This window comes from Microbacterium sp. Leaf159, from assembly GCF_001423615.1.
Taxonomy (GTDB): Bacteria; Actinomycetota; Actinomycetes; order Actinomycetales; family Microbacteriaceae; genus Microbacterium.
On sequence record NZ_LMOU01000002.1, the window covers coordinates 616,521 to 632,927 of the forward strand.

Consider the following 16,407-nt stretch of genomic DNA (forward strand, 5'->3'; position numbering starts at 1 on the left):
GGATGCACGATGACCGATGTGACGCAGTCCGGCTGGCGGAGGTTCTGGGAGAAAGGTGGCTGGTGGCGTGCGCTCGTCCTCGTCGTCGTCTACTTCGTCCTCTACAACGGCCTGTCGCTGCTGCTGACGCCTCTGGCAGAGCAGATCACCGATCCGCAGAGCGCAGAAGCGATCCTCGTCTTCTACGTCATCCCGATCTTCGTGGGCAGCCTGCTCCTCGTCGGGTTCGCGCTCTCGGTCGGCTGGCTGCGGGAGATCTTCGGCCCCCAGCCGATCCGCGGACGAGGATGGATGTGGATCGCGATCGCCGTGGTCCTGCTCTTCAACGTGCTGCACCTGCTCTCGATCGACTACGGCGCTGCCGGGTTCGAGGTCGTCGCGACGTGGCTGCTGGCCGGCGTTTTCATCGGCTTCGCCGAGGAGGTGCTGACGCGCGGGTTCGTCGTGAACCTGCTCCGCAAGGCCGGGCAGCGCGAGATCGCCGTCGCCGCGATCTCCTCCGCGCTGTTCGCCCTCCTGCACGCGGGCAATCTGCTCACCGGGCAGTCGCTGCTCGCGACGGCCATCCAGCTGGTCTACACGTTCGGATTCGGCGTCTGCATGTACCTCGCGATGCGGGTCACCGGAACGATCATCGCCCCGATCCTGCTGCACGCGAGCACCGACCCGAGCATCTTCCTGCAGACCGAGTATCCGGTCGAGGGCGGACTCGGCGCGCTCGCGGGGCTCGGCAACCCGGCCGTCATCATCGTGGGCATCGTCCTGCTGTTCTTCATCCGCGGCAGGGTCCAGCCGACCTCGACCGTTCCGCAGTTCGACGCGACACGCTGACGCTCAGACGCTGACCCTCACACGCGCGACTCCCTCGGACGCGCGACGACTCAGACGCGCGACGGCTGCAGCACGACCTTGATGCAGCCGTCGTCTTTGCGCTGGAACGTCTCGTAGAGTTCCGGCGCATCCTCGAGCGGCGCAGTGTGGGTCGTGAGATCCATGACGCCCAGCGGATCGCTGAGGTCCTCGACGAGCGGCATCAGGTCGTCGATCCAGCGCTTCACATTGCACTGCCCCATGCGGATGCTCACCTGCTTGTCGAACAGGGTCTTCATGGGCATGATGTCGGCGTCGCCCGCATAGACCCCGCTCAACGAGACCGTGCCGCCACGGCGCACGACGTCGATCGAGGCATACAGCGCGGCCAGGCGATCGATGCCCGCCTTGTCGAAGACCTGTCGGGCCGCCGCGTCGGGGAGCAATCCGACGGTCTTCTGCACGAGCGAGATGCCGGGGTTGCCGTGCGCCTCCATGCCCACGGCGTCGACGACGGCATCCGTCCCTCGTCCTCCGGTGAGATCACGCAGCTGCTCGACGACGTCGTCGGTGAGGTCGAAGACCTCGGCTCCGTGACGCGCGGCCATCTCGCGACGCTCGGCGACCGGATCCACCGCGAGCACCCGATAGCCGCGGTGCGCGCCTACCCGGGCGACGAACTGCCCGACCGGACCGAGGCCCATCACCGCGAGCGTGCCGCCGTCGGGGACGTTCGCGTACTCCACCCCCTGCCAGGCGGTCGGCAGGATGTCACTGAGGAACAGGTAGCGCTCATCGGGAAGGTCCGGGGCGACCTTGATGTGGTTGTAGTCCGCGAGTGGCACCCGCAGGAACTCGGCCTGACCTCCGGGCACCTGCCCGTAGAGCTTGGTGTAGCCGAAGAGGGAGGCGCCGCTGGCGTACTCCTTCACCTGAGTCGTCTCGCACTGCGACTGCAGACCGCGCAGACAGAAGAAGCAGTGTCCGCACGAGATGTTGAACGGCACGACGATGCGGTCGCCGACCTTGAGATCCCGAACAGCGCTGCCCACCTCGACGACGACGCCCATCGGCTCATGTCCGAGGACGTCTCCCTTGTCGAGGAACGGGCCGAGGAGCTCGTACAGATGCAGGTCCGATCCGCAGATCGCCGACGAGGTGATCCGCACGATCGCGTCCGTCGGGCGCTCGATCATCGGGTCGGGCACCTCCTCGACCGTCACTTTGCGCGTGCCCTGCCAGGTGAGTGCCCTCATGCTGCGTCCTCCTCATCGGATGCCGAATGCCCACCCTCCGTCGCGCGCGCCCGATGCGACAGAGGGTTGACAGCGGTCCGTCAGTGCGAGGCGGTGACGCCGAGGTGCGCCCGCTGTTCCACGAGCGGGCACGAGAAGACGTCGCGCTCCCCGAGACCCACCCGGTTGATGTATCGGACGACGATCGCGTACGACGTGAACAGCCCGACCTGGGTGTACCTGACGTCGTGCGCATCGCAGTAGGCCGAGACGATCGGCGCGGCGCTGCGCAGGTGCGGCCGGGGCATCGACGGGAACAGGTGGTGCTCGACCTGATAGTTCAGGCCGCCCAGCACGACGTCGAGCACGCGGCTCCCCCGCACGTTCCGACTCATCAGCACCTGGCGACGGAGGAAGTCCAGGGTCAGGCCCTTCGGCACCACCGGCATCCCCTTGTGGTTCGGCGCGAAGGCGATGCCCATGTAGAACCCGAACAGGCCCAGCTGCACCGCGAGGAACACGACCGCGATGCCCGGGGACAGGACGATGAACACCAGCGCCACGAATCCGATCATCCGGATCGCGAGGAAGGCGATCTCGGCCCAGCGCCGTTCGAGTCGGCCCCGTGTGACCACGCGGCGCACGCTGGACGCATGCAGGGAGAGTCCTTCGAGGAACAGGATCGGGAAGAACGCGAGTCCCTGGTGAGCCTGCAGCCAGGTGATCGCCGGGCTGTGCTGACGCGCCGCGGTCTCGGCGGTGACCGCGATCACCGGCAGCTCGATGTCGGGGTCGGCCCCGAGCTTGTTCGGATTCGCGTGGTGACGGGTGTGCTTGTGCTGCCACCACCCGTAGCTCATGCCCACGAGCAGATCGCCGAGGATGATGCTGACCCAGTCGTTCCACCGCCCCGACACGAAGATCTGCCGGTGGGCCGCGTCGTGCCCGAGGAACGCGATCTGCGTGAAGACGATCGCGAGAACGGCGGCGGTGAACAGCTGCCACCACGTGTCGCCGATCCACACGAAGGCCGTGAGACTGACGGCGACCACGAGCGGAGCGGCGATCAGCTTCGTCCAGTAGTAGCCGTACCGGCGACGCAGCAGCCCGCGTTCACGGATCTGCTGCGCCAGCTCGGTGAAGGTGCTCGATCCACCCCGGGCGCTGTCGCGCGGCCGGGTGCGGACGGTCGGACGGATGCCGTCCATGATGACCTCTTCTCCGGCGTCGTCCGCTCTAGGAGCGGAAGGCACCGCCCTCTTCGACCCAGTCCTCGATGCGCGCATCGTCATCGAGGACGGCGGCGATCGGACGGCGGGCGAAGACCACCGATTCGGCGAGAGCCGCGACGGATGCCGCGCGCTCCTGCTCGCGATCGGTGGCGTCCTGGAAACGCAGGGCCGCGATCTCGCGAGCGGCCACGAGGGCCGCACTGATCTCGGCGAGGCGTTCCGCGATGACGGCAGCGAGGCCGTCGCGGAGTTCTTCCAGGTTGGTGTTCGCGATCTCCAGACGACGATCGGCGACATGGAGCTCGACGGTCGGGAATCCGTTCGCGGACAGGTGGGCGCGCGTCTCGCTGCCCTGGATCGCGGCGACCTCGTCGCGATCGGTCTTGCGCGTGAACACCGCTTCGACGGTGTAGCGGTCGGGAGCTTCGTCGGTCATCAGGGCCGCCGGAAGCGAGCCGATGAGGATGGATTCCAGACCCAGCAGTTCGGAGCTCTGCCCCGCGATCTTCAATTGTGCGTTCATGTGCTGACGTTACGCCTGCATGCTGTATGCGCTCACAGTCTCAGAGCCCGTTTCGCGCCCGTTTCGCGCCCGTTCCGTACCCGTCCGGCAGCGATATATGGGAAACTGGACACACCACCGATGATCATCCGATCGCGCCTCATCACGGGGTCGTGGCGAACCGAGGAGATCATCATGGGAAAGCTCGTCTACGAGGGCAGCGTCAAGGCCGATATCGAGGACCGCGCCCTCACACACCTGCAGCTGGTCATGACCGCGAAGCTGCGTCGAGGCGAACCCTTCGCCTTCACCTGGCGCGAGGACATGAGCGTCGGTGGCGGACGCACGACCGTCTGGGTCCACGCAGGAAGCTCCCTGGTCTTCAAGTACAGCGGCAGCCGACAGCCCTCGATCAACCGCGCCTGGGTCGAGGCCCTGGCGTTCACGGCGAGCGCTCCGAGCGGCCTGTACCTGGTGCACGAGCCCGCCGAGGGCAGTGCGCCTCCCGCCGAGCGCCTGGACGTTCCCGCGCACGCCTGACTCCGCACACGCCGGACTCAGGGAGAATGGGGAGATGTCCCCGAATCCCCAGCGGCGACTGCTCGCCTCCGTGCGCAGGATCCTGCACACCGACCCGTCGACCGTCGCCCACACCGAGGCCATGCCCGTCATCGACGAGCGCACGGTGCCGCGCGTGCTCGACCTCGCGACCCGCATCGGCGAGTCGATGTTCGCGGTCGGCGCCTCCGCCCACGAGGTCACGCTCGCCATCACGCGCGTGTGTTCGGCGTACGGGATGCGCGACGTCCAGGTCGACGTCACCTACAACTCGATCACCGTCTCGTTCCACCTGAGCGGAGAGGTCTGGCCCGAGACCCTCGTCCGCGTGGTCCGCGTCGCCGCTCCCGACCACGCGAAGCTGCAGCGCGTGCAGGCACTCGTCGCCGACATCGACGACGGGCTCGACCTCGAGTCGGCCCGCACCGCGTTCCGCGTGCTCCGACGCGTGCCCTTCCGCTATCAGCAGCCGGTCGTCGTCGTCGCCCGCGCGCTGCTCGCGGTCGGCGTCAGCATCATGCTCGGCGCCTCGCCGATCATCGTGGGCCTCACCTTCGTCGCCGCACTCTGCGCGGCCCTGACCCAGGCGGGTCTCGCCAGGGCTCGGGTGCCCCTGTTCTTCAGCCAGATCGCCGGAGGCTTCGTCACCACGGTCGTCGCCGTCGCGGTGACGGCACTCGGCTCGGCCGGGATCGAGCCGTTCGTCGGCATCCGCCCCTCGATCATCGTGGCCTCGGGCATCGTGCTCATGCTCGCTGGCCTCACGGTGGTCGGCGCGGCCCAGGATGCGATCGACGGCTTCGCGCTCACGGCGGGCGGTCGCATCCTCGATCTGACAATGCAGACGCTCGGCGTCGTGATCGGCATCCTCGTCGGACTCGAACTCGGCAGCGTGCTCGGATTCACGATGGGCCTGCCCGACGACCCCGCCCCCTTCGGTCCGCTGCTCAACCAGTTCGCGGGGGCCATCATCATCGCGGTCGCCGTCGCGGTGTTCAACGGCGCCGGCATCCGGATCATCCTCGTGAGCGCGCTGCTCAGCGCCGTCACGATCGCCGGCTACTCGTTCATGGTCGGCCTGAACCTGCATCCGGCTGCGGCGAGCGCGATCGGCGCGCTGCTCGCGAGCTTCATCGGCATGCTGATCGCGGTGAACCTCCATGTGCCGTCGGTCGCGGTGACGACCGCGGCGATCGTGCCGCTCGTGCCCGGTGTCGCGGTGTTCCAGGGGCTCCTCGAGATGATCCACTCCGCGGGTTCCACCGCCGGCGTCGTCGGGATCGGCGGATCGCTGGTCGACGCCGTCGTGATCGGCATCGGTCTCGCCTCCGGAGCGTCGCTCGGCCTCTACCTCGGCACGCCCGTGCGCGCGACCCTCAGCAGCGTCGCGAAGACGCGGGCGCGCGCCGTCCGACGCTGAGGTCGATCAGGCAGGCCCGCCCGAATACGTCTCCCCCACCGGCACCGCCACCTGCAGCACGTTGCCGGGTTGCGCCAGAGGGCAGGCCCACGCCGGGTCGTAGGCGCACGACGGGTTGTACGCGAAGTTGAAGTCGAGCACGATCGTGCCGCGCTCGGCATCCGATCCGAGGTCCGCACCCTTGATCGTGTCGATCAGGTAGCGACCACCGCCGTAGGTGCCGCCCGGGCGACCGGCGAGGGCGTCTCGCACCGGGATGAACAGTCCCCCGCCGTAGGTCGTCAGACGCCAGATGTCGAGCGACCCGGTGTCGGGGATCTCGACCCTGCCGACGCGCTCGAAGGGCACGACCCCGTCGGTTCCGGTCGCGAAGTCGAAGCCGCCTGGTTCGGCGGGCAGGATCGGCAGCTCGAATCGCCACTGCGGATCGTACGAGGCGATGGGCAGCCCCTCGAACAGAGCCCTGTCGCCCGGCAGCAGCGGAGTCGCCGGGTGGTGCAGCATCAGGTCGTCGCGCTCGATGCGCCAGAGCTCGTGCGCCTCCTCCGGTGATTCCGCCTGGCGGACGGCGTCGTAGAGAGCGAACACGCGACGTCGCCAATCGACGACCTCGGCGGCGGTGCGGGCTTTCGTGAGCGTCATGGGGTTCAGGCTACGCGCCCGGGCCCGCCTGGTCGCTCAGGTTCGCGGCCCGAGGGCCGAGGGGTCCGCCTCGCCCGCAGCATCGCCCTTCAGCTCGATCAGGATCGTGTGCGTGGGCGTGGTCCCGGTGTTCTCCCCCGAATGACGTTGCGCTGCCAGCCACACCACCTGCCCGGTCGTCAGCGCGGTGTCGAAGACCCTGTCGCCCGCGGAGAGCCGACGAGAGAAGTCACTGAGCGAGACCATGACGCTGTTCGGATGGTCGTGCGGCGTCGTGCGATCGCCCGGCTCGTCGGTGTAGTCGAGCACCCGGACGAAGTCGTTCTCCCAGAGCGTGCGGTAGTGATCGGGATTCGTCAGGGTGGGATCGTCGGTGACCATGGGCTCACGGTACGCCCGGCGATCCCGCCCCGACAGGGGGTCTTGCGACCGTCCCGCGCTCAGGCCCCGGCGCGCACCGTCTCGAGCGAGGGGTAGTCGGTGTAGCCCTCGGCGGTGCGGCCGTAGAACAGCGCGGGCCGAGGCTCGTTGAGCTCGGCATCCTGACGCCAGCGCTCGACCAGGTCGGGGTTGGCGATCACGGGGCGGCCGGCGGCGACGGCATCCGCCCATCCGTCTGCGACGAGGCCCTCGGCCTCTTCCCGGCTCGTGGCGACGCCGAAACCGGAGTTGATGATCAGAGGCGCACCCAGCGTGCGGCGGATGCGCTGCACGAGTTCGCTCGTCGGCGCGGCGTTGAGGATGTCGACGAAGGCAAGTCCGAGTGGACGGAGCCCTTCGGCGACGGCGAGGTAGGTGGCGAGCGCGTCGGCGTCGTCCTCTTCGAGGACACCCTGGATGTTGTGCTGCGGCGACAGGCGGATGCTCGTGCGGTCGCCGCCGACTGCTGCGGCGACGGCGGTCGTGACCTCGATGGCGAACCGCGCACGGTTCTCGGGCGACCCGCCGTACTGGTCATCGCGGACGTTCGACACGGGCGAGAGGAACTCCTGCACGAGGTAGCCGTTGGCCCCGTGCACCTCGACGCCGTCGAGACCCGCGGCGATCGCGTTGCGCGCGGCCTGCACGAACTGCTCGACGACCTCGGGGATCTCGTCGAGCGTCAGGGCGTGCGCGACCGGCATGTCGACCTTGCCCTCGGGCGTGTGGGTCTGACCGGGAGCCGCGAGCGCGCTCGGTGCCACCACACGGGGCTCTCCGGAGATCGCCGGGTGCGAGACGCGACCGCCGTGCATGAGCTGCATCACGATCGTGCCGCCCTCTTCGTGCACGGCATCGGCGATGCGACGCCAGCCTTCGATCTGCGCGGGCGTCACGATGCCCGGCTGTCCGGGGTACGACTTGCCCTCGGCCGCGGGCCACGTGCCCTCGGTGATGATGAGGCCCTGACCCGCGCGCTGACGGTAGTACTCCACCATCGTCTCGGTGGGCACGCCCGCATCGTCTGCACGGGTGCGGGTGAGCGGCGCCATGACGACGCGGTTGGACAGCGGAAGGGCGCCGAAGGCGGCGGGCTCGTAAAGACTCACAGTGAGGGGTAAGGCTCACCGCTCGTCGCGTATTCCCCGATCAGGAAGCGGGCGTCTTGCCGTCCGCGCGATCGGATGCTCCGCCGCCGAGCTCCGAGAGCATCTCGGCGAAGCGATCGAGGTCTGCCTGCGACCATCGGCCGAGCCGCTCGGCGAGTCTCGCCTCGTAACGCGAGCGAGCCACAGCGACGCGTTCCTGCGCCAGCTCCGTGGCGACGAGGACCCGCGCTCGACGATCGTCCGGGTCGCGCACGCTCTCGACGAGGCCCAGCTGTTCGAGCTGCCGCACCTGCCGGCTGACGGCGGTCTTGTCTGTCTGCAGGCGTTCGATGATCGCTCCTGCCGAGGTGGCCTTGCCCGTCGCGATCGACGTCAGCACCTGGTATCCGAGGGGCTGCAGGTCGGGATGCACGGTCTGCGCCGCCTCACGCCAACTCACTCGGATGCGGGCGAAGAGCCGCCCCAGCTCGTGCTCGACCCTGGCCACCGCCTCGTCGATGTCCGGCACCGCCTCGTCGAGATCCAGCCTCTGTGCGGTCGTGGCGTCCTGGTCGCGTGCATCGGGTGCGTCGGGTCCGGCGTGTTCGTCGGAAGAGGCGCTCATGCTCGCCATGATACGGCGAAGCCCCGCTGCCGGAGGGACAGCGGGGCTTCGCCCACGCAGATCGCGGATGCGCGATCCGCGGGGAGAGTCACTTGTCGAGCAGCCCCGCGGCGGTGAGCCACTCTTCCGCTGCGGTCGCAGCGGACGCCTTCTCGTCGCCCTCGACCCGTTCGCGCAGATCGATCAGGTCATCGGTGGTGAGCTTCGCCGAGATCGCGTTGAGCACCTCTGCGAGCTTGTCGGTGTAGATGTCCTTCGAGAGCAGCGGGATGACGTTCTGCGCCGAGATCATGTTCTCGGGGTCCTCGAGGACGACGAGATCCTCGGCCTTGATCGCCGGCGAGGTCGTGTAGATGTCCGCGACCTGCACCGTGCCGTCGACGAGCGCCTGCACCGTGTCGGGTCCGCCGAAGTCCTCGTAGGGGACGAACGTGACCTGTCCGGCGTCCACGCCCACGCCGTAGACGTCGCGGAGGCCCGGGATGCCGTATCCGAGCTCGCCGAACTGCGGGTTCGAGGCCAGCGAGAAGGGCTCCAGCGCCTTCAGGTCGCCGATGGCCGTGAGGTCGTTGTCCTCGGCGGTCTTCTTCGTCACCACATAGGCGTCCTTGTCCTCGGCCTCAGCCGAGTCGAGCACCTGCAGGTCGTCTGCGCCCACGGCATCCGGCAGCGCGGCGTCGACGTCCTCCGTCGTGCGCTCCTCGTAGGCCGTGTCGTAGTAGGCCAGCAGGTTGCCGTTGTACTCCGGGATGAGGTTGATCGAACCGTCCTGCAGGGCGGGGATCGTCTGCTGCCGCGGCCCGATGTTGAACTTGGTGGACACGTCGAAGCCTTCGGCCTCGAGTGCCTGCGCGTAGATCTCACCGAGGATCTCGCTCTCGGGGAACGCGAAGGACCCCACGATGATGGCGTCGCCCTCGGCGGCGTCACCGCCGGAGGACGTCGGGTCGGCGGTCGCGCAGCCGGCGAGTGCGACGGCGGTGCCGACGGCGAGCAGGCCGGCGGTCAGCCGGGTGGTACGGGCTCGAGAGGTCATGCGGGGGTCCTTTCGTCGAGGATCGGAGCCACGTCGGCATCCGATCTGTGTCGCTGCGAGCTGCGGAGGGGACGCATCGCCTGCCCCCGGGTGCGGGTGAGTCGCTGGAGAAGCGCGAAGACGCCGTCGACGCTCAGCGCGAGGACAGTCACCAGGAGCGCTCCACCGAGGATCACGGTGTAGTCGTTGAGGCCGATGCCGGAGGAGATGATGCGCCCGAGGCCGCCGAGTCCGACGTACGAGGCGATCGTCACCGTCGCGATGACCTGCAGCGTGGCCGAGCGGATGCCGCCGATGATCACCGGCAGTCCGAGGGGGATCTCGACCTTGCGCAGGATCTGCATCTCGGTCATCCCGATGGAGCGCGCCGCATCGATCGACTCGCGACCGACGCTCTCGAGCCCGGCATAGGCACCGGCGAGCAATGACGGTATCGCCAGCAGGACGAAGGCGATGACGGAGCCGACGAGGACGGCCGGAGTCGTGCTGAGCCCTGAGCGCAGCACCATGGTGAGGAAGAACAGGAGCCCGAGCGTGGGGAGGGCGCGCATCGCGCCGGTGAAGCCGATCACGAACTGCCGACCGCGCCCGGTGTGCCCGATGTAGAAGCCGAGCGGCAGGGCGATGAGCATCGCGATGACGAGCGAGACGCCCGAGTACAGGAGGTGCTCGACGAGTCGGTCACCGATGGGCAGCGGGCTCTGCGAGCCGGGCACCCAGTTGGCCGGGTCGAAGATCCAGGCGACGGCGTCGAGGAAGAAGTTCATCAGACACCCGTTCCCGGATGCGGAAGCACTCGACGGATGTCGGCGCTGGCGGCATCGGCATCGGCATCGGCATCGCCGTCAGTGGGCTCGCCGCGCTGCGCGCGCCCGTCGGCGGTACGGCTCCAGGGCATCAGGAGCCGCCCGATCGCCACCAGGATCAGGTCGAAGACGAGAGCGATGAGCAGACTCATGACGATCCCGACGACGACCTCCTCGAGGATGCCGCGCTGCTTGCCGTTCTGGAAGAGGTAGCCGAGGTTCTCCGAGCCGATGATCACCCCCACCGAGACGAGGGCGATGGTCGACACCGAGACGACGCGGAGGCCGGCGATCAGCACCGGACCCGCGAGGGGGAACTCGACACGCCAGAACCGGCCGCTGCGGGAGAAGCCGATGGCCTTCGCCGAGTCGATGATCGCCCGATCGACCGAGCCGAAGGCATCGGTCGCCGAGCGCAGCATGATCGCGACCGCGTAGATCGTGAGCGCCACGACCAGGTTCGTGTCATCGAGGATCCTGGTGCCGAGGATGACCGGCAGGATGACGAACAGCGGCAGGGACGGGATCGTGTAGAGCAGGCTGCCCGTGGTGATGATGAAGGTCCTGGCGACACGATTGCGACTGGCCACCCAGCCCAGGGGCACCGCGATCACGAAGCCGAGGACGATCGGGATGATAGCCAGACGGACGTGGTTGATCGTCAGATCGAAGATCAGGCCGAGGTTGGAGGCGATCCAGTTCACCGAAGCACCGTCCCGTCCGGTCTTGGTACGCCGAATCGCGCAGCCCAGACTCCGACTGAACCACAGAATATCGCGCTCGACAAGCCGCGACGACACGCGGGGTGATCGGCGGTACCGCGATCAGACCTCGGCGAGGAGGCGGAAGACCTTCGACGCTGCCTGGATCTCATCGGGGGTGAGTTCGGCGACGACGGTGCGCAGGCGCGAGGCGTGGTCGCGGCGCAGCTCGACGAGCGCGGCACAGGCGGCCGGTGTCGGCGTCAGCACCCGAAGCCGCCCGTCGCGCGCGTCGGGCCGCGACTCGATCAGCCCCAGCTCCTCGAGCATCCGCACCTGCCGACTGATGACCGACTTGTCCATCTCGAATCGCTCGGCGAGCTCGTGGGCGTTGGCGGTCTCGGCCCGCTCGATGAAGGTGAGCAGCTTGTAGCCGCCCACCTGCAGCTCGGGGTCGATCCGCGCCGCCGACTCCTTCCAGAGCGTCCTGGTCCTCGCGAAGATGAGGTTCAGGTGCGTCTGGAGATCGCCGAGCGCGGTGTCGACGTCGGGAGACGTCGACACCGCGTCCGTGGTGACCATGTCAGCGCCTCGAGTCCGGGTCCTCGCGCTCGAGCACGGTCACCGAGTTCGTGTTCGTGCTCGGCGACGCGGACTCGACGCCCGAGATCCGGATGGTGCCGGTCGACATCGTCGCACCGACCTCTGCCTCGGAGACCTCGATGACCGACTCCTCTGCCTGCTCGCGCAGCTGCTCGGCGGCGTTCTTGGTCGACAGCGGCTTGTTGCGGATGAACGCGATCGCGATGATGGCGATCACGGCCAGCGGGATGGCGATGATGAACGCGTCGGCGATCCCGTGTCCGTACGCACCTTCGACGATCGCGCGGATCGTGTCGGGGAGCTGGGTGACCTTGGGGACGTCACCCGAGGCGAGGTGCTGCAGAGCGTCGACCTCATCAGGAGTGGTCGGCGTGAATCCCTCGAGCGCGTCGGAGATGTAGTTGCCGACGCTCGTCGAGAGCGACGCACCCATGACCGTGACGCCGATGGTGCCGGCGATCGTGCGGAAGAAATTCACGTTCGACGAGGCGGCGCCCAGCTGCTGCGGAGCCGTGTCGTTCTGCACGATGAGGGTGAGGTTCTGCATGACCATGCCGAGGCCCGCGCCGAGGACGAACATGTAGGTCGCCACCAGCGGGAACGGGGTGTCGTAGCGCAGCGTGGCCATGAGCGAGACGCCCACCGTGGTCAGGACGGAGCCCGTGAGCATCCAGCCCTTCCACTTGCCGAACCGGCTGACGAGCTGACCGATGATGATCGACGCGCCCATCTGACCGATGATCATCGGGATGGTCATCAGGCCCGACTCGGTGGGTGTGGCGCCACGGGCGAGCTGGAAGTACTGCGCGAGGAACACCGAGGTCGCGAACATCGAGACGCCGATGGCGATCGAGGCGATGACCGACAGCGTGAAGGTGCGGTTGCGGAACAGCGACATCGGCACGATCGGCTCTTTGACGAAGAACTCGACGGTGATGAAGGCGGCGATCGCGACACCGGCGATGACGGCGAGCATGATGCTCGTCGAGGAGTCCCAGTCGAACTGGCTGCCGCCCATGGAGACCCAGATCAGCAGGGTCGAGACGCCGACGGCGAGGAGCACGATGCCGAAGTAGTCGATCGACACCTTCGTGTCGCGCTGGGGCTTGGGCAGGTGCAGGGTGAACTGCAGCAGCACGATCGCGAGGATCGCGAAGGGCACGCCGACGAAGAAGTTGGAGCGCCAGCCCCAGACGTCGGTCAAGAGGCCGCCGAGCAGCGGGCCGCCGATGGTGCCGAGGGCCATGATGCCACCGACGACACCCATGTACTTGCCGCGCTCGCGCGGCGAGATGATGAGGGCGACGGCGATCATCACGAGCGACATCAGACCGCCGACGCCGATGCCCTGGATGACACGGACGGCGATGAGCATGTTGGTGTCGGTCGAGAAGCCCGCGATCACGGTGCCGACGGTGAAGATGATGAGCGACAGCTGCACGAGGATCTTGCGATCGACGAGGTCGGCGAGCTTGCCCCAGATGGGCGTCGAGACGGCGGTCGCCAGAAGGCTCGCGGTGATGACCCAGGTGTACTGGGACTGCGTGCCGCCGAGGTCGGCGATGATGACGGGCATCGAGGTCGACACCACGGTGCCCGAGAGCACGGCGACGAACATGCCGACGACGAGGCCGGAGATCGCGGTGAAGACCTCGCGCGGTGAGCGCACAGGCTCAGCGATGGAGGAAGAAGAAGGCGTAGTCACAGTGGAAGAGCTCCTGCGTAGAAAGTTGATTAGTGTCAACTATACGCTTATGGTTGCCAAAGTGCAACTATCGACTCGGGTCAACCATCCTGGGGCAGCACGACTCCGGTGTGGTGGGCGAGCATCTCGATCAGCTCGGCCTGGAACGAGGGATCCAGCACTGCGGGATGCGGGCTCTGCGTGCGGCGATGGAACCAGTAGCCACCCGTACGCGGATCGATCTCCTCGACCGGCGCGGTCGCCAGCCACTCCTGCGTGCGACTCCCCTCGTCGAGGCTGTCCGAGGCGTGGGCTCCACCCATCCGCGTCGGCACCCATCCGGGGTCGACGGCGTGCGCGAGCGCACCCGGTCGCACGACGGCCAGATGCAGGGCCAAGGCGGTGACGAACAGCTTCGAATCGTCGTAGGGTCGCCTCCGGACCTCAGGACGCGCGACGTCCAGATTCGCGAGATCCGGCGTCCCTGATCGGTGCATGGAGCTGCTGATGACGATCGTCCGCGCGGGCGGCACCATGAGGGCGCTGAGGAGATACGGGGCGACCACGTTCACCGCGAAGACGTCGGGGCCGTCGATCACCCCGGCATTGTGGATCACCGCGTCGAAGGCTCCGAACCTGTCCGCGCGCTCGGCGACGCCTCTGACGGCATCCGCCTCAGACAGATCCCCGATCACCTCGCCGACGCGCACGAGATCGCCGGGAAGCCTGTCGGCACTGCGCGCGTGGACCACGACATCGTGTCCGGCCCGAGCCAGGCCCTCCGCCGCGAGCCGGCCGATCCCCGACGCGGCACCGGTGACCAGCACCAGCGCCATCAGCCGGCGCTCCCCTCGGAGACGGCCGCCGCACCCGTGCGATCCGCGACCCACGATGCGAGCAGAGCGAGCCGCTCGGCCGAGGGCGAGCCCGGCTCCGCCGAGTAGATCAGCAGCACGTTCCCGGGTTCTGCGGTGATCGCGAGCTCTTCGTACGCCAGGGTCAGCTCGCCGACGAGCGGATGCTGGAACCTCTTCGTCCCCGCACCGTGGATGCGCACGTCGTGCGCCGCCCAGAGGTGCCGGAACGTCTCGCTGCGCGTCGACAGCTCGCCGACGAGATCCTGCAGACCCTTGTCGTGAGGGTCGCGCCCGGCCTCTGCGCGCATGATGGCCACGCACATCTCGGCGAACAGATCCCAGTCGGGATAGAAGTCGTGCGACGCGGGGTCGAGGAACTGGAACCGGGCGAGGTTCGGCGTGCGCCCCGCCTCGCCGATCACGGGTGAATAGAACGCACGGCCCAGATCGTTCACCGCGACGAGGTTCTGCCGAGGGTCTCGCACGAACGCGACCGCATCGGTGATCGAGGCCAACGCCCACTGCAGGCTGGGCCTGGTGAGCTCGGGCTTCGTGGTGCGGCGACGAGTGCGGCCGCTGGAGGGGATGCCGTCGGCGGCCCGGGCGAGGTCGAGCAGATGCGCACGCTCGGCGTCATCGAGCTGGAGAGCGGATGCCAGGGAATCGAGCACCGCGGCGGAGGCACCGGCGATCGCGCCGCGCTCGAGCTTCGCGTAGTACTCCACGCTGACTCGGGCGAGCGCCGCCACCTCGCTGCGTCGCAGTCCGTCGACGCGCCTGTTTGCACCGCCGACGAGCCCCACCGCCTCCGGGGTGACGCGAGCGCGCCGGCTCATCAGGAACTCCCGGACCTCGGATCTGTTGTCCATGATGAGGACGCTACCCCGCAGAGGAGCCGCGGGGGAGGCTCTCGCAGTACACCTCTCACCAGGGACTCCCCCCGACTGCCGGGCTGGCGGACGCTGGATGCATGACCACCGCCACCCCGCACCCCGCCAGCAAGGCGCTTCCCGCGCTTCTCCTTCTGCTGACCGTGTTCGGCCCCATCTCGATGGATCTCTATCTGCCGGCGCTCCCCGCGCTCACGGCAGAGCTGGGCGCTGCCACCTCTGTGGCGCAGCTCACCGTGACGGCGTGCCTGATCGGCCTCGCCGCGGGGCAATTGATCGCCGGCCCGGTGTCCGACAGGCACGGACGCCGCGGCATCCTGCTCATCGGCATCGTCGCGTACATCGCGATGTCGCTGCTCTGCGCAGCGAGCCCGACGGTGGAGCTCCTGATCCTCGCCCGCTTCGTACAGGGTCTCGCCGGTGGCGTCGGCATAGTGATCGCCCAGGCGGCGGGTCGCGACGTCTTCGCCGGCCGACACCTGATCCGCTTCTACGCCCGCCTGACGGTCGTCGGCGGCTTCGCGGCGGTCGTGGGTCCGCTGCTCGGTGGTCTGCTCAACACCGTCGTCGACTGGCGAGGGCTGTTCCTCTTCCTGGCGGTCGTCGGCGCCGGCATCCTGGCCCTGACGCTGCAGCGCTTCGGAGAGACCCTGCCTGCCGAGGAGCGCACGACCGGCGGGCTGACCCGCCTGCTCCACGACTACCGCACGCTGCTGAGCGACCGGGTCTTCGTCGGCGCGGTCCTCAACCAGGGCTTCCTGTATGCGGCGCTGTTCGCGTATCTGTCCGGCGCGACGTTCGTGCTGCAGGACATCTTTGGGCTCTCACCACTCGAGTACGCACTCGCCTTCGGGGCGAACTCGGCCGGCTTCATGCTCTTCGGCCATCTCGCAGGCAAGGCGTCGGAGCACGACCATGTGCGGGCGACCCTCGCGATCGGAGTCCTGGTCGTCGCGCTGGGTGCCGCTGGTCTGCTGGTGGCGGGCCTCGCTCCGATGCCGCTCTGGGTGGTGCTCGCGTCCCTGTTCGCCCTGGCGATCGGAGTGTCGATCTCCTCTCCGCCGGCGACGACTCTCGCTCTCGTCGGATATCCGCAGATCGCAGGGACGGCATCGTCGCTGCTCGGCATGATCCGGTTCGGGTTCGGCGGCGTGGCGGCCCCGTTGGTCGGCGTCGCCGGCTCGTTGAGCATCCTTCCGCTCGGCGTCGTCACCGTCGCGGCTGCTGCTTTCGCGGCCGGCGCCCTGCTCCTCACCCTGCGCGCCTCACGCTCCTCCGTCCCGGTGTGACCGAGGGGT

The 16,407-nt window shown here is 68.3% G+C and carries 18 protein-coding genes; 4 read left to right on the top strand and 14 right to left on the bottom strand.

What is annotated here, in order from left to right; translation table 11 throughout:
- The first annotated feature begins 9 nt into the window (after positions 1-9).
- Positions 10-831, top strand: a complete 822-nt coding sequence (locus ASF80_RS18980; protein ID WP_056313133.1) for a CPBP family intramembrane glutamic endopeptidase — start codon at positions 10-12, stop codon at positions 829-831.
- Positions 832-881: 50 nt separating this feature from the next.
- Here ASF80_RS18980 and ASF80_RS16610 read toward each other — a convergent pair whose 3' ends face one another.
- The 3 genes from ASF80_RS16610 to ASF80_RS16620 all read right to left on the bottom strand — a co-directional run bounded on the left by ASF80_RS16610 (position 882) and on the right by ASF80_RS16620 (position 3,800).
- Entirely contained in the window at positions 882-2,066 is a 1,185-nt protein-coding gene (locus ASF80_RS16610; RefSeq protein ID WP_056313135.1) for a zinc-dependent alcohol dehydrogenase, read from the bottom strand.
- An 80-nt stretch (positions 2,067-2,146) separates the two neighbouring features.
- Positions 2,147-3,253: a fatty acid desaturase family protein gene (locus ASF80_RS16615; RefSeq protein ID WP_056313137.1), complete on the bottom strand. Its 1,107-nt coding sequence runs from the start codon at positions 3,251-3,253 to the stop codon at positions 2,147-2,149.
- Positions 3,254-3,281: 28 nt separating this feature from the next.
- Entirely contained in the window at positions 3,282-3,800 is a 519-nt protein-coding gene (locus ASF80_RS16620) for a hypothetical protein (RefSeq protein ID WP_056313139.1), read from the bottom strand.
- A gap of 174 nt (positions 3,801-3,974) precedes the next feature.
- Here ASF80_RS16620 and ASF80_RS16625 point away from each other — a divergent pair, with 174 nt between their 5' ends.
- On the top strand, positions 3,975-4,319 hold the full coding sequence (locus tag ASF80_RS16625) for a hypothetical protein (RefSeq protein ID WP_056313687.1): 345 nt from the start codon (positions 3,975-3,977) through the stop codon (positions 4,317-4,319).
- A 34-nt stretch (positions 4,320-4,353) separates the two neighbouring features.
- Positions 4,354-5,757 carry a threonine/serine ThrE exporter family protein gene (locus tag ASF80_RS16630; RefSeq protein WP_056313140.1) on the top strand — a complete coding sequence of 468 codons (1,404 nt, stop codon included), beginning with the start codon at positions 4,354-4,356 and terminating at the stop codon, positions 5,755-5,757.
- A 6-nt stretch (positions 5,758-5,763) separates the two neighbouring features.
- Here ASF80_RS16630 and ASF80_RS16635 read toward each other — a convergent pair whose 3' ends face one another.
- The 11 genes from ASF80_RS16635 to ASF80_RS16685 all read right to left on the bottom strand — a co-directional run bounded on the left by ASF80_RS16635 (position 5,764) and on the right by ASF80_RS16685 (position 15,088).
- Positions 5,764-6,399, bottom strand: coding sequence for a DUF1684 domain-containing protein (locus ASF80_RS16635; RefSeq protein WP_056313142.1), 636 nt, complete (start codon positions 6,397-6,399; stop codon positions 5,764-5,766).
- Positions 6,400-6,435: 36 nt separating this feature from the next.
- The gene (locus ASF80_RS16640; protein WP_056313144.1) at positions 6,436-6,780 is read right to left on the bottom strand and encodes a hypothetical protein; all 345 of its coding nucleotides are present in this window, start codon (positions 6,778-6,780) and stop codon (positions 6,436-6,438) included.
- Positions 6,781-6,839: 59 nt separating this feature from the next.
- Positions 6,840-7,928, bottom strand: a complete 1,089-nt coding sequence (locus tag ASF80_RS16645) for an alkene reductase (RefSeq protein WP_056313146.1) — start codon at positions 7,926-7,928, stop codon at positions 6,840-6,842.
- A 40-nt stretch (positions 7,929-7,968) separates the two neighbouring features.
- Entirely contained in the window at positions 7,969-8,532 is a 564-nt protein-coding gene (locus ASF80_RS16650; protein WP_056313149.1) for a MarR family winged helix-turn-helix transcriptional regulator, read from the bottom strand.
- Between the two features lie 88 nt (positions 8,533-8,620).
- Positions 8,621-9,568, bottom strand: coding sequence for an ABC transporter substrate-binding protein (locus ASF80_RS16655; RefSeq protein WP_056313150.1), 948 nt, complete (start codon positions 9,566-9,568; stop codon positions 8,621-8,623).
- Positions 9,565-10,335: an ABC transporter permease gene (locus ASF80_RS16660; protein WP_056313152.1), complete on the bottom strand. Its 771-nt coding sequence runs from the start codon at positions 10,333-10,335 to the stop codon at positions 9,565-9,567. The genes ASF80_RS16655 and ASF80_RS16660 overlap by 4 nt, the downstream gene beginning before the upstream one ends.
- The gene (locus ASF80_RS16665; RefSeq protein WP_056313154.1) at positions 10,335-11,078 is read right to left on the bottom strand and encodes an ABC transporter permease; all 744 of its coding nucleotides are present in this window, start codon (positions 11,076-11,078) and stop codon (positions 10,335-10,337) included. Before ASF80_RS16665 ends, ASF80_RS16660 begins: the two co-directional genes overlap by 1 nt.
- A 120-nt stretch (positions 11,079-11,198) precedes the next feature.
- Complete coding sequence (locus tag ASF80_RS16670; RefSeq protein ID WP_056313156.1) at positions 11,199-11,657, bottom strand: MarR family winged helix-turn-helix transcriptional regulator; 459 nt, start codon at positions 11,655-11,657, stop codon at positions 11,199-11,201.
- A gap of 1 nt (position 11,658) precedes the next feature.
- Entirely contained in the window at positions 11,659-13,347 is a 1,689-nt protein-coding gene (locus tag ASF80_RS16675; protein ID WP_082488427.1) for an MDR family MFS transporter, read from the bottom strand.
- 116 nt (positions 13,348-13,463) lie between these two features.
- A complete protein-coding gene (locus tag ASF80_RS16680; RefSeq protein ID WP_056313158.1) occupies positions 13,464-14,198 on the bottom strand; it encodes an SDR family NAD(P)-dependent oxidoreductase in 735 nt (244 codons plus the stop codon).
- Positions 14,198-15,088: a helix-turn-helix transcriptional regulator gene (locus ASF80_RS16685; RefSeq protein ID WP_056313160.1), complete on the bottom strand. Its 891-nt coding sequence runs from the start codon at positions 15,086-15,088 to the stop codon at positions 14,198-14,200. Before ASF80_RS16685 ends, ASF80_RS16680 begins: the two co-directional genes overlap by 1 nt.
- A 101-nt stretch (positions 15,089-15,189) precedes the next feature.
- Between ASF80_RS16685 and ASF80_RS16690 the strand changes: the two genes are divergently transcribed.
- Positions 15,190-16,398: a multidrug effflux MFS transporter gene (locus ASF80_RS16690; RefSeq protein WP_056313162.1), complete on the top strand. Its 1,209-nt coding sequence runs from the start codon at positions 15,190-15,192 to the stop codon at positions 16,396-16,398.
- Positions 16,399-16,407 lie beyond the last annotated feature (9 nt).

What these genes read in the sequence shown, in the direction of transcription:
- ASF80_RS18980 (WP_056313133.1), top strand. Translation starts at nt 10, where the DNA reads ATGACCGATGTGACGCAGTCCGGCTGGCGGAGGTTCTGGGAGAAAGGT.
- ASF80_RS16610 (WP_056313135.1), bottom strand. Translation starts at nt 2,066, where the DNA reads ATGAGGGCACTCACCTGGCAGGGCACGCGCAAAGTGACGGTCGAGGAG.
- ASF80_RS16615 (WP_056313137.1), bottom strand. Translation starts at nt 3,253, where the DNA reads ATGGACGGCATCCGTCCGACCGTCCGCACCCGGCCGCGCGACAGCGCC.
- ASF80_RS16620 (WP_056313139.1), bottom strand. Translation starts at nt 3,800, where the DNA reads ATGAACGCACAATTGAAGATCGCGGGGCAGAGCTCCGAACTGCTGGGT.
- ASF80_RS16625 (WP_056313687.1), top strand. Translation starts at nt 3,975, where the DNA reads ATGGGAAAGCTCGTCTACGAGGGCAGCGTCAAGGCCGATATCGAGGAC.
- ASF80_RS16630 (WP_056313140.1), top strand. Translation starts at nt 4,354, where the DNA reads ATGTCCCCGAATCCCCAGCGGCGACTGCTCGCCTCCGTGCGCAGGATC.
- ASF80_RS16635 (WP_056313142.1), bottom strand. Translation starts at nt 6,399, where the DNA reads ATGACGCTCACGAAAGCCCGCACCGCCGCCGAGGTCGTCGATTGGCGA.
- ASF80_RS16640 (WP_056313144.1), bottom strand. Translation starts at nt 6,780, where the DNA reads ATGGTCACCGACGATCCCACCCTGACGAATCCCGATCACTACCGCACG.
- ASF80_RS16650 (WP_056313149.1), bottom strand. Translation starts at nt 8,532, where the DNA reads ATGAGCGCCTCTTCCGACGAACACGCCGGACCCGACGCACCCGATGCA.
- ASF80_RS16655 (WP_056313150.1), bottom strand. Translation starts at nt 9,568, where the DNA reads ATGACCTCTCGAGCCCGTACCACCCGGCTGACCGCCGGCCTGCTCGCC.
- ASF80_RS16660 (WP_056313152.1), bottom strand. Translation starts at nt 10,335, where the DNA reads ATGAACTTCTTCCTCGACGCCGTCGCCTGGATCTTCGACCCGGCCAAC.
- ASF80_RS16670 (WP_056313156.1), bottom strand. Translation starts at nt 11,657, where the DNA reads ATGGTCACCACGGACGCGGTGTCGACGTCTCCCGACGTCGACACCGCG.
- ASF80_RS16680 (WP_056313158.1), bottom strand. Translation starts at nt 14,198, where the DNA reads ATGGCGCTGGTGCTGGTCACCGGTGCCGCGTCGGGGATCGGCCGGCTC.
- ASF80_RS16685 (WP_056313160.1), bottom strand. Translation starts at nt 15,088, where the DNA reads ATGGACAACAGATCCGAGGTCCGGGAGTTCCTGATGAGCCGGCGCGCT.
- ASF80_RS16690 (WP_056313162.1), top strand. Translation starts at nt 15,190, where the DNA reads ATGACCACCGCCACCCCGCACCCCGCCAGCAAGGCGCTTCCCGCGCTT.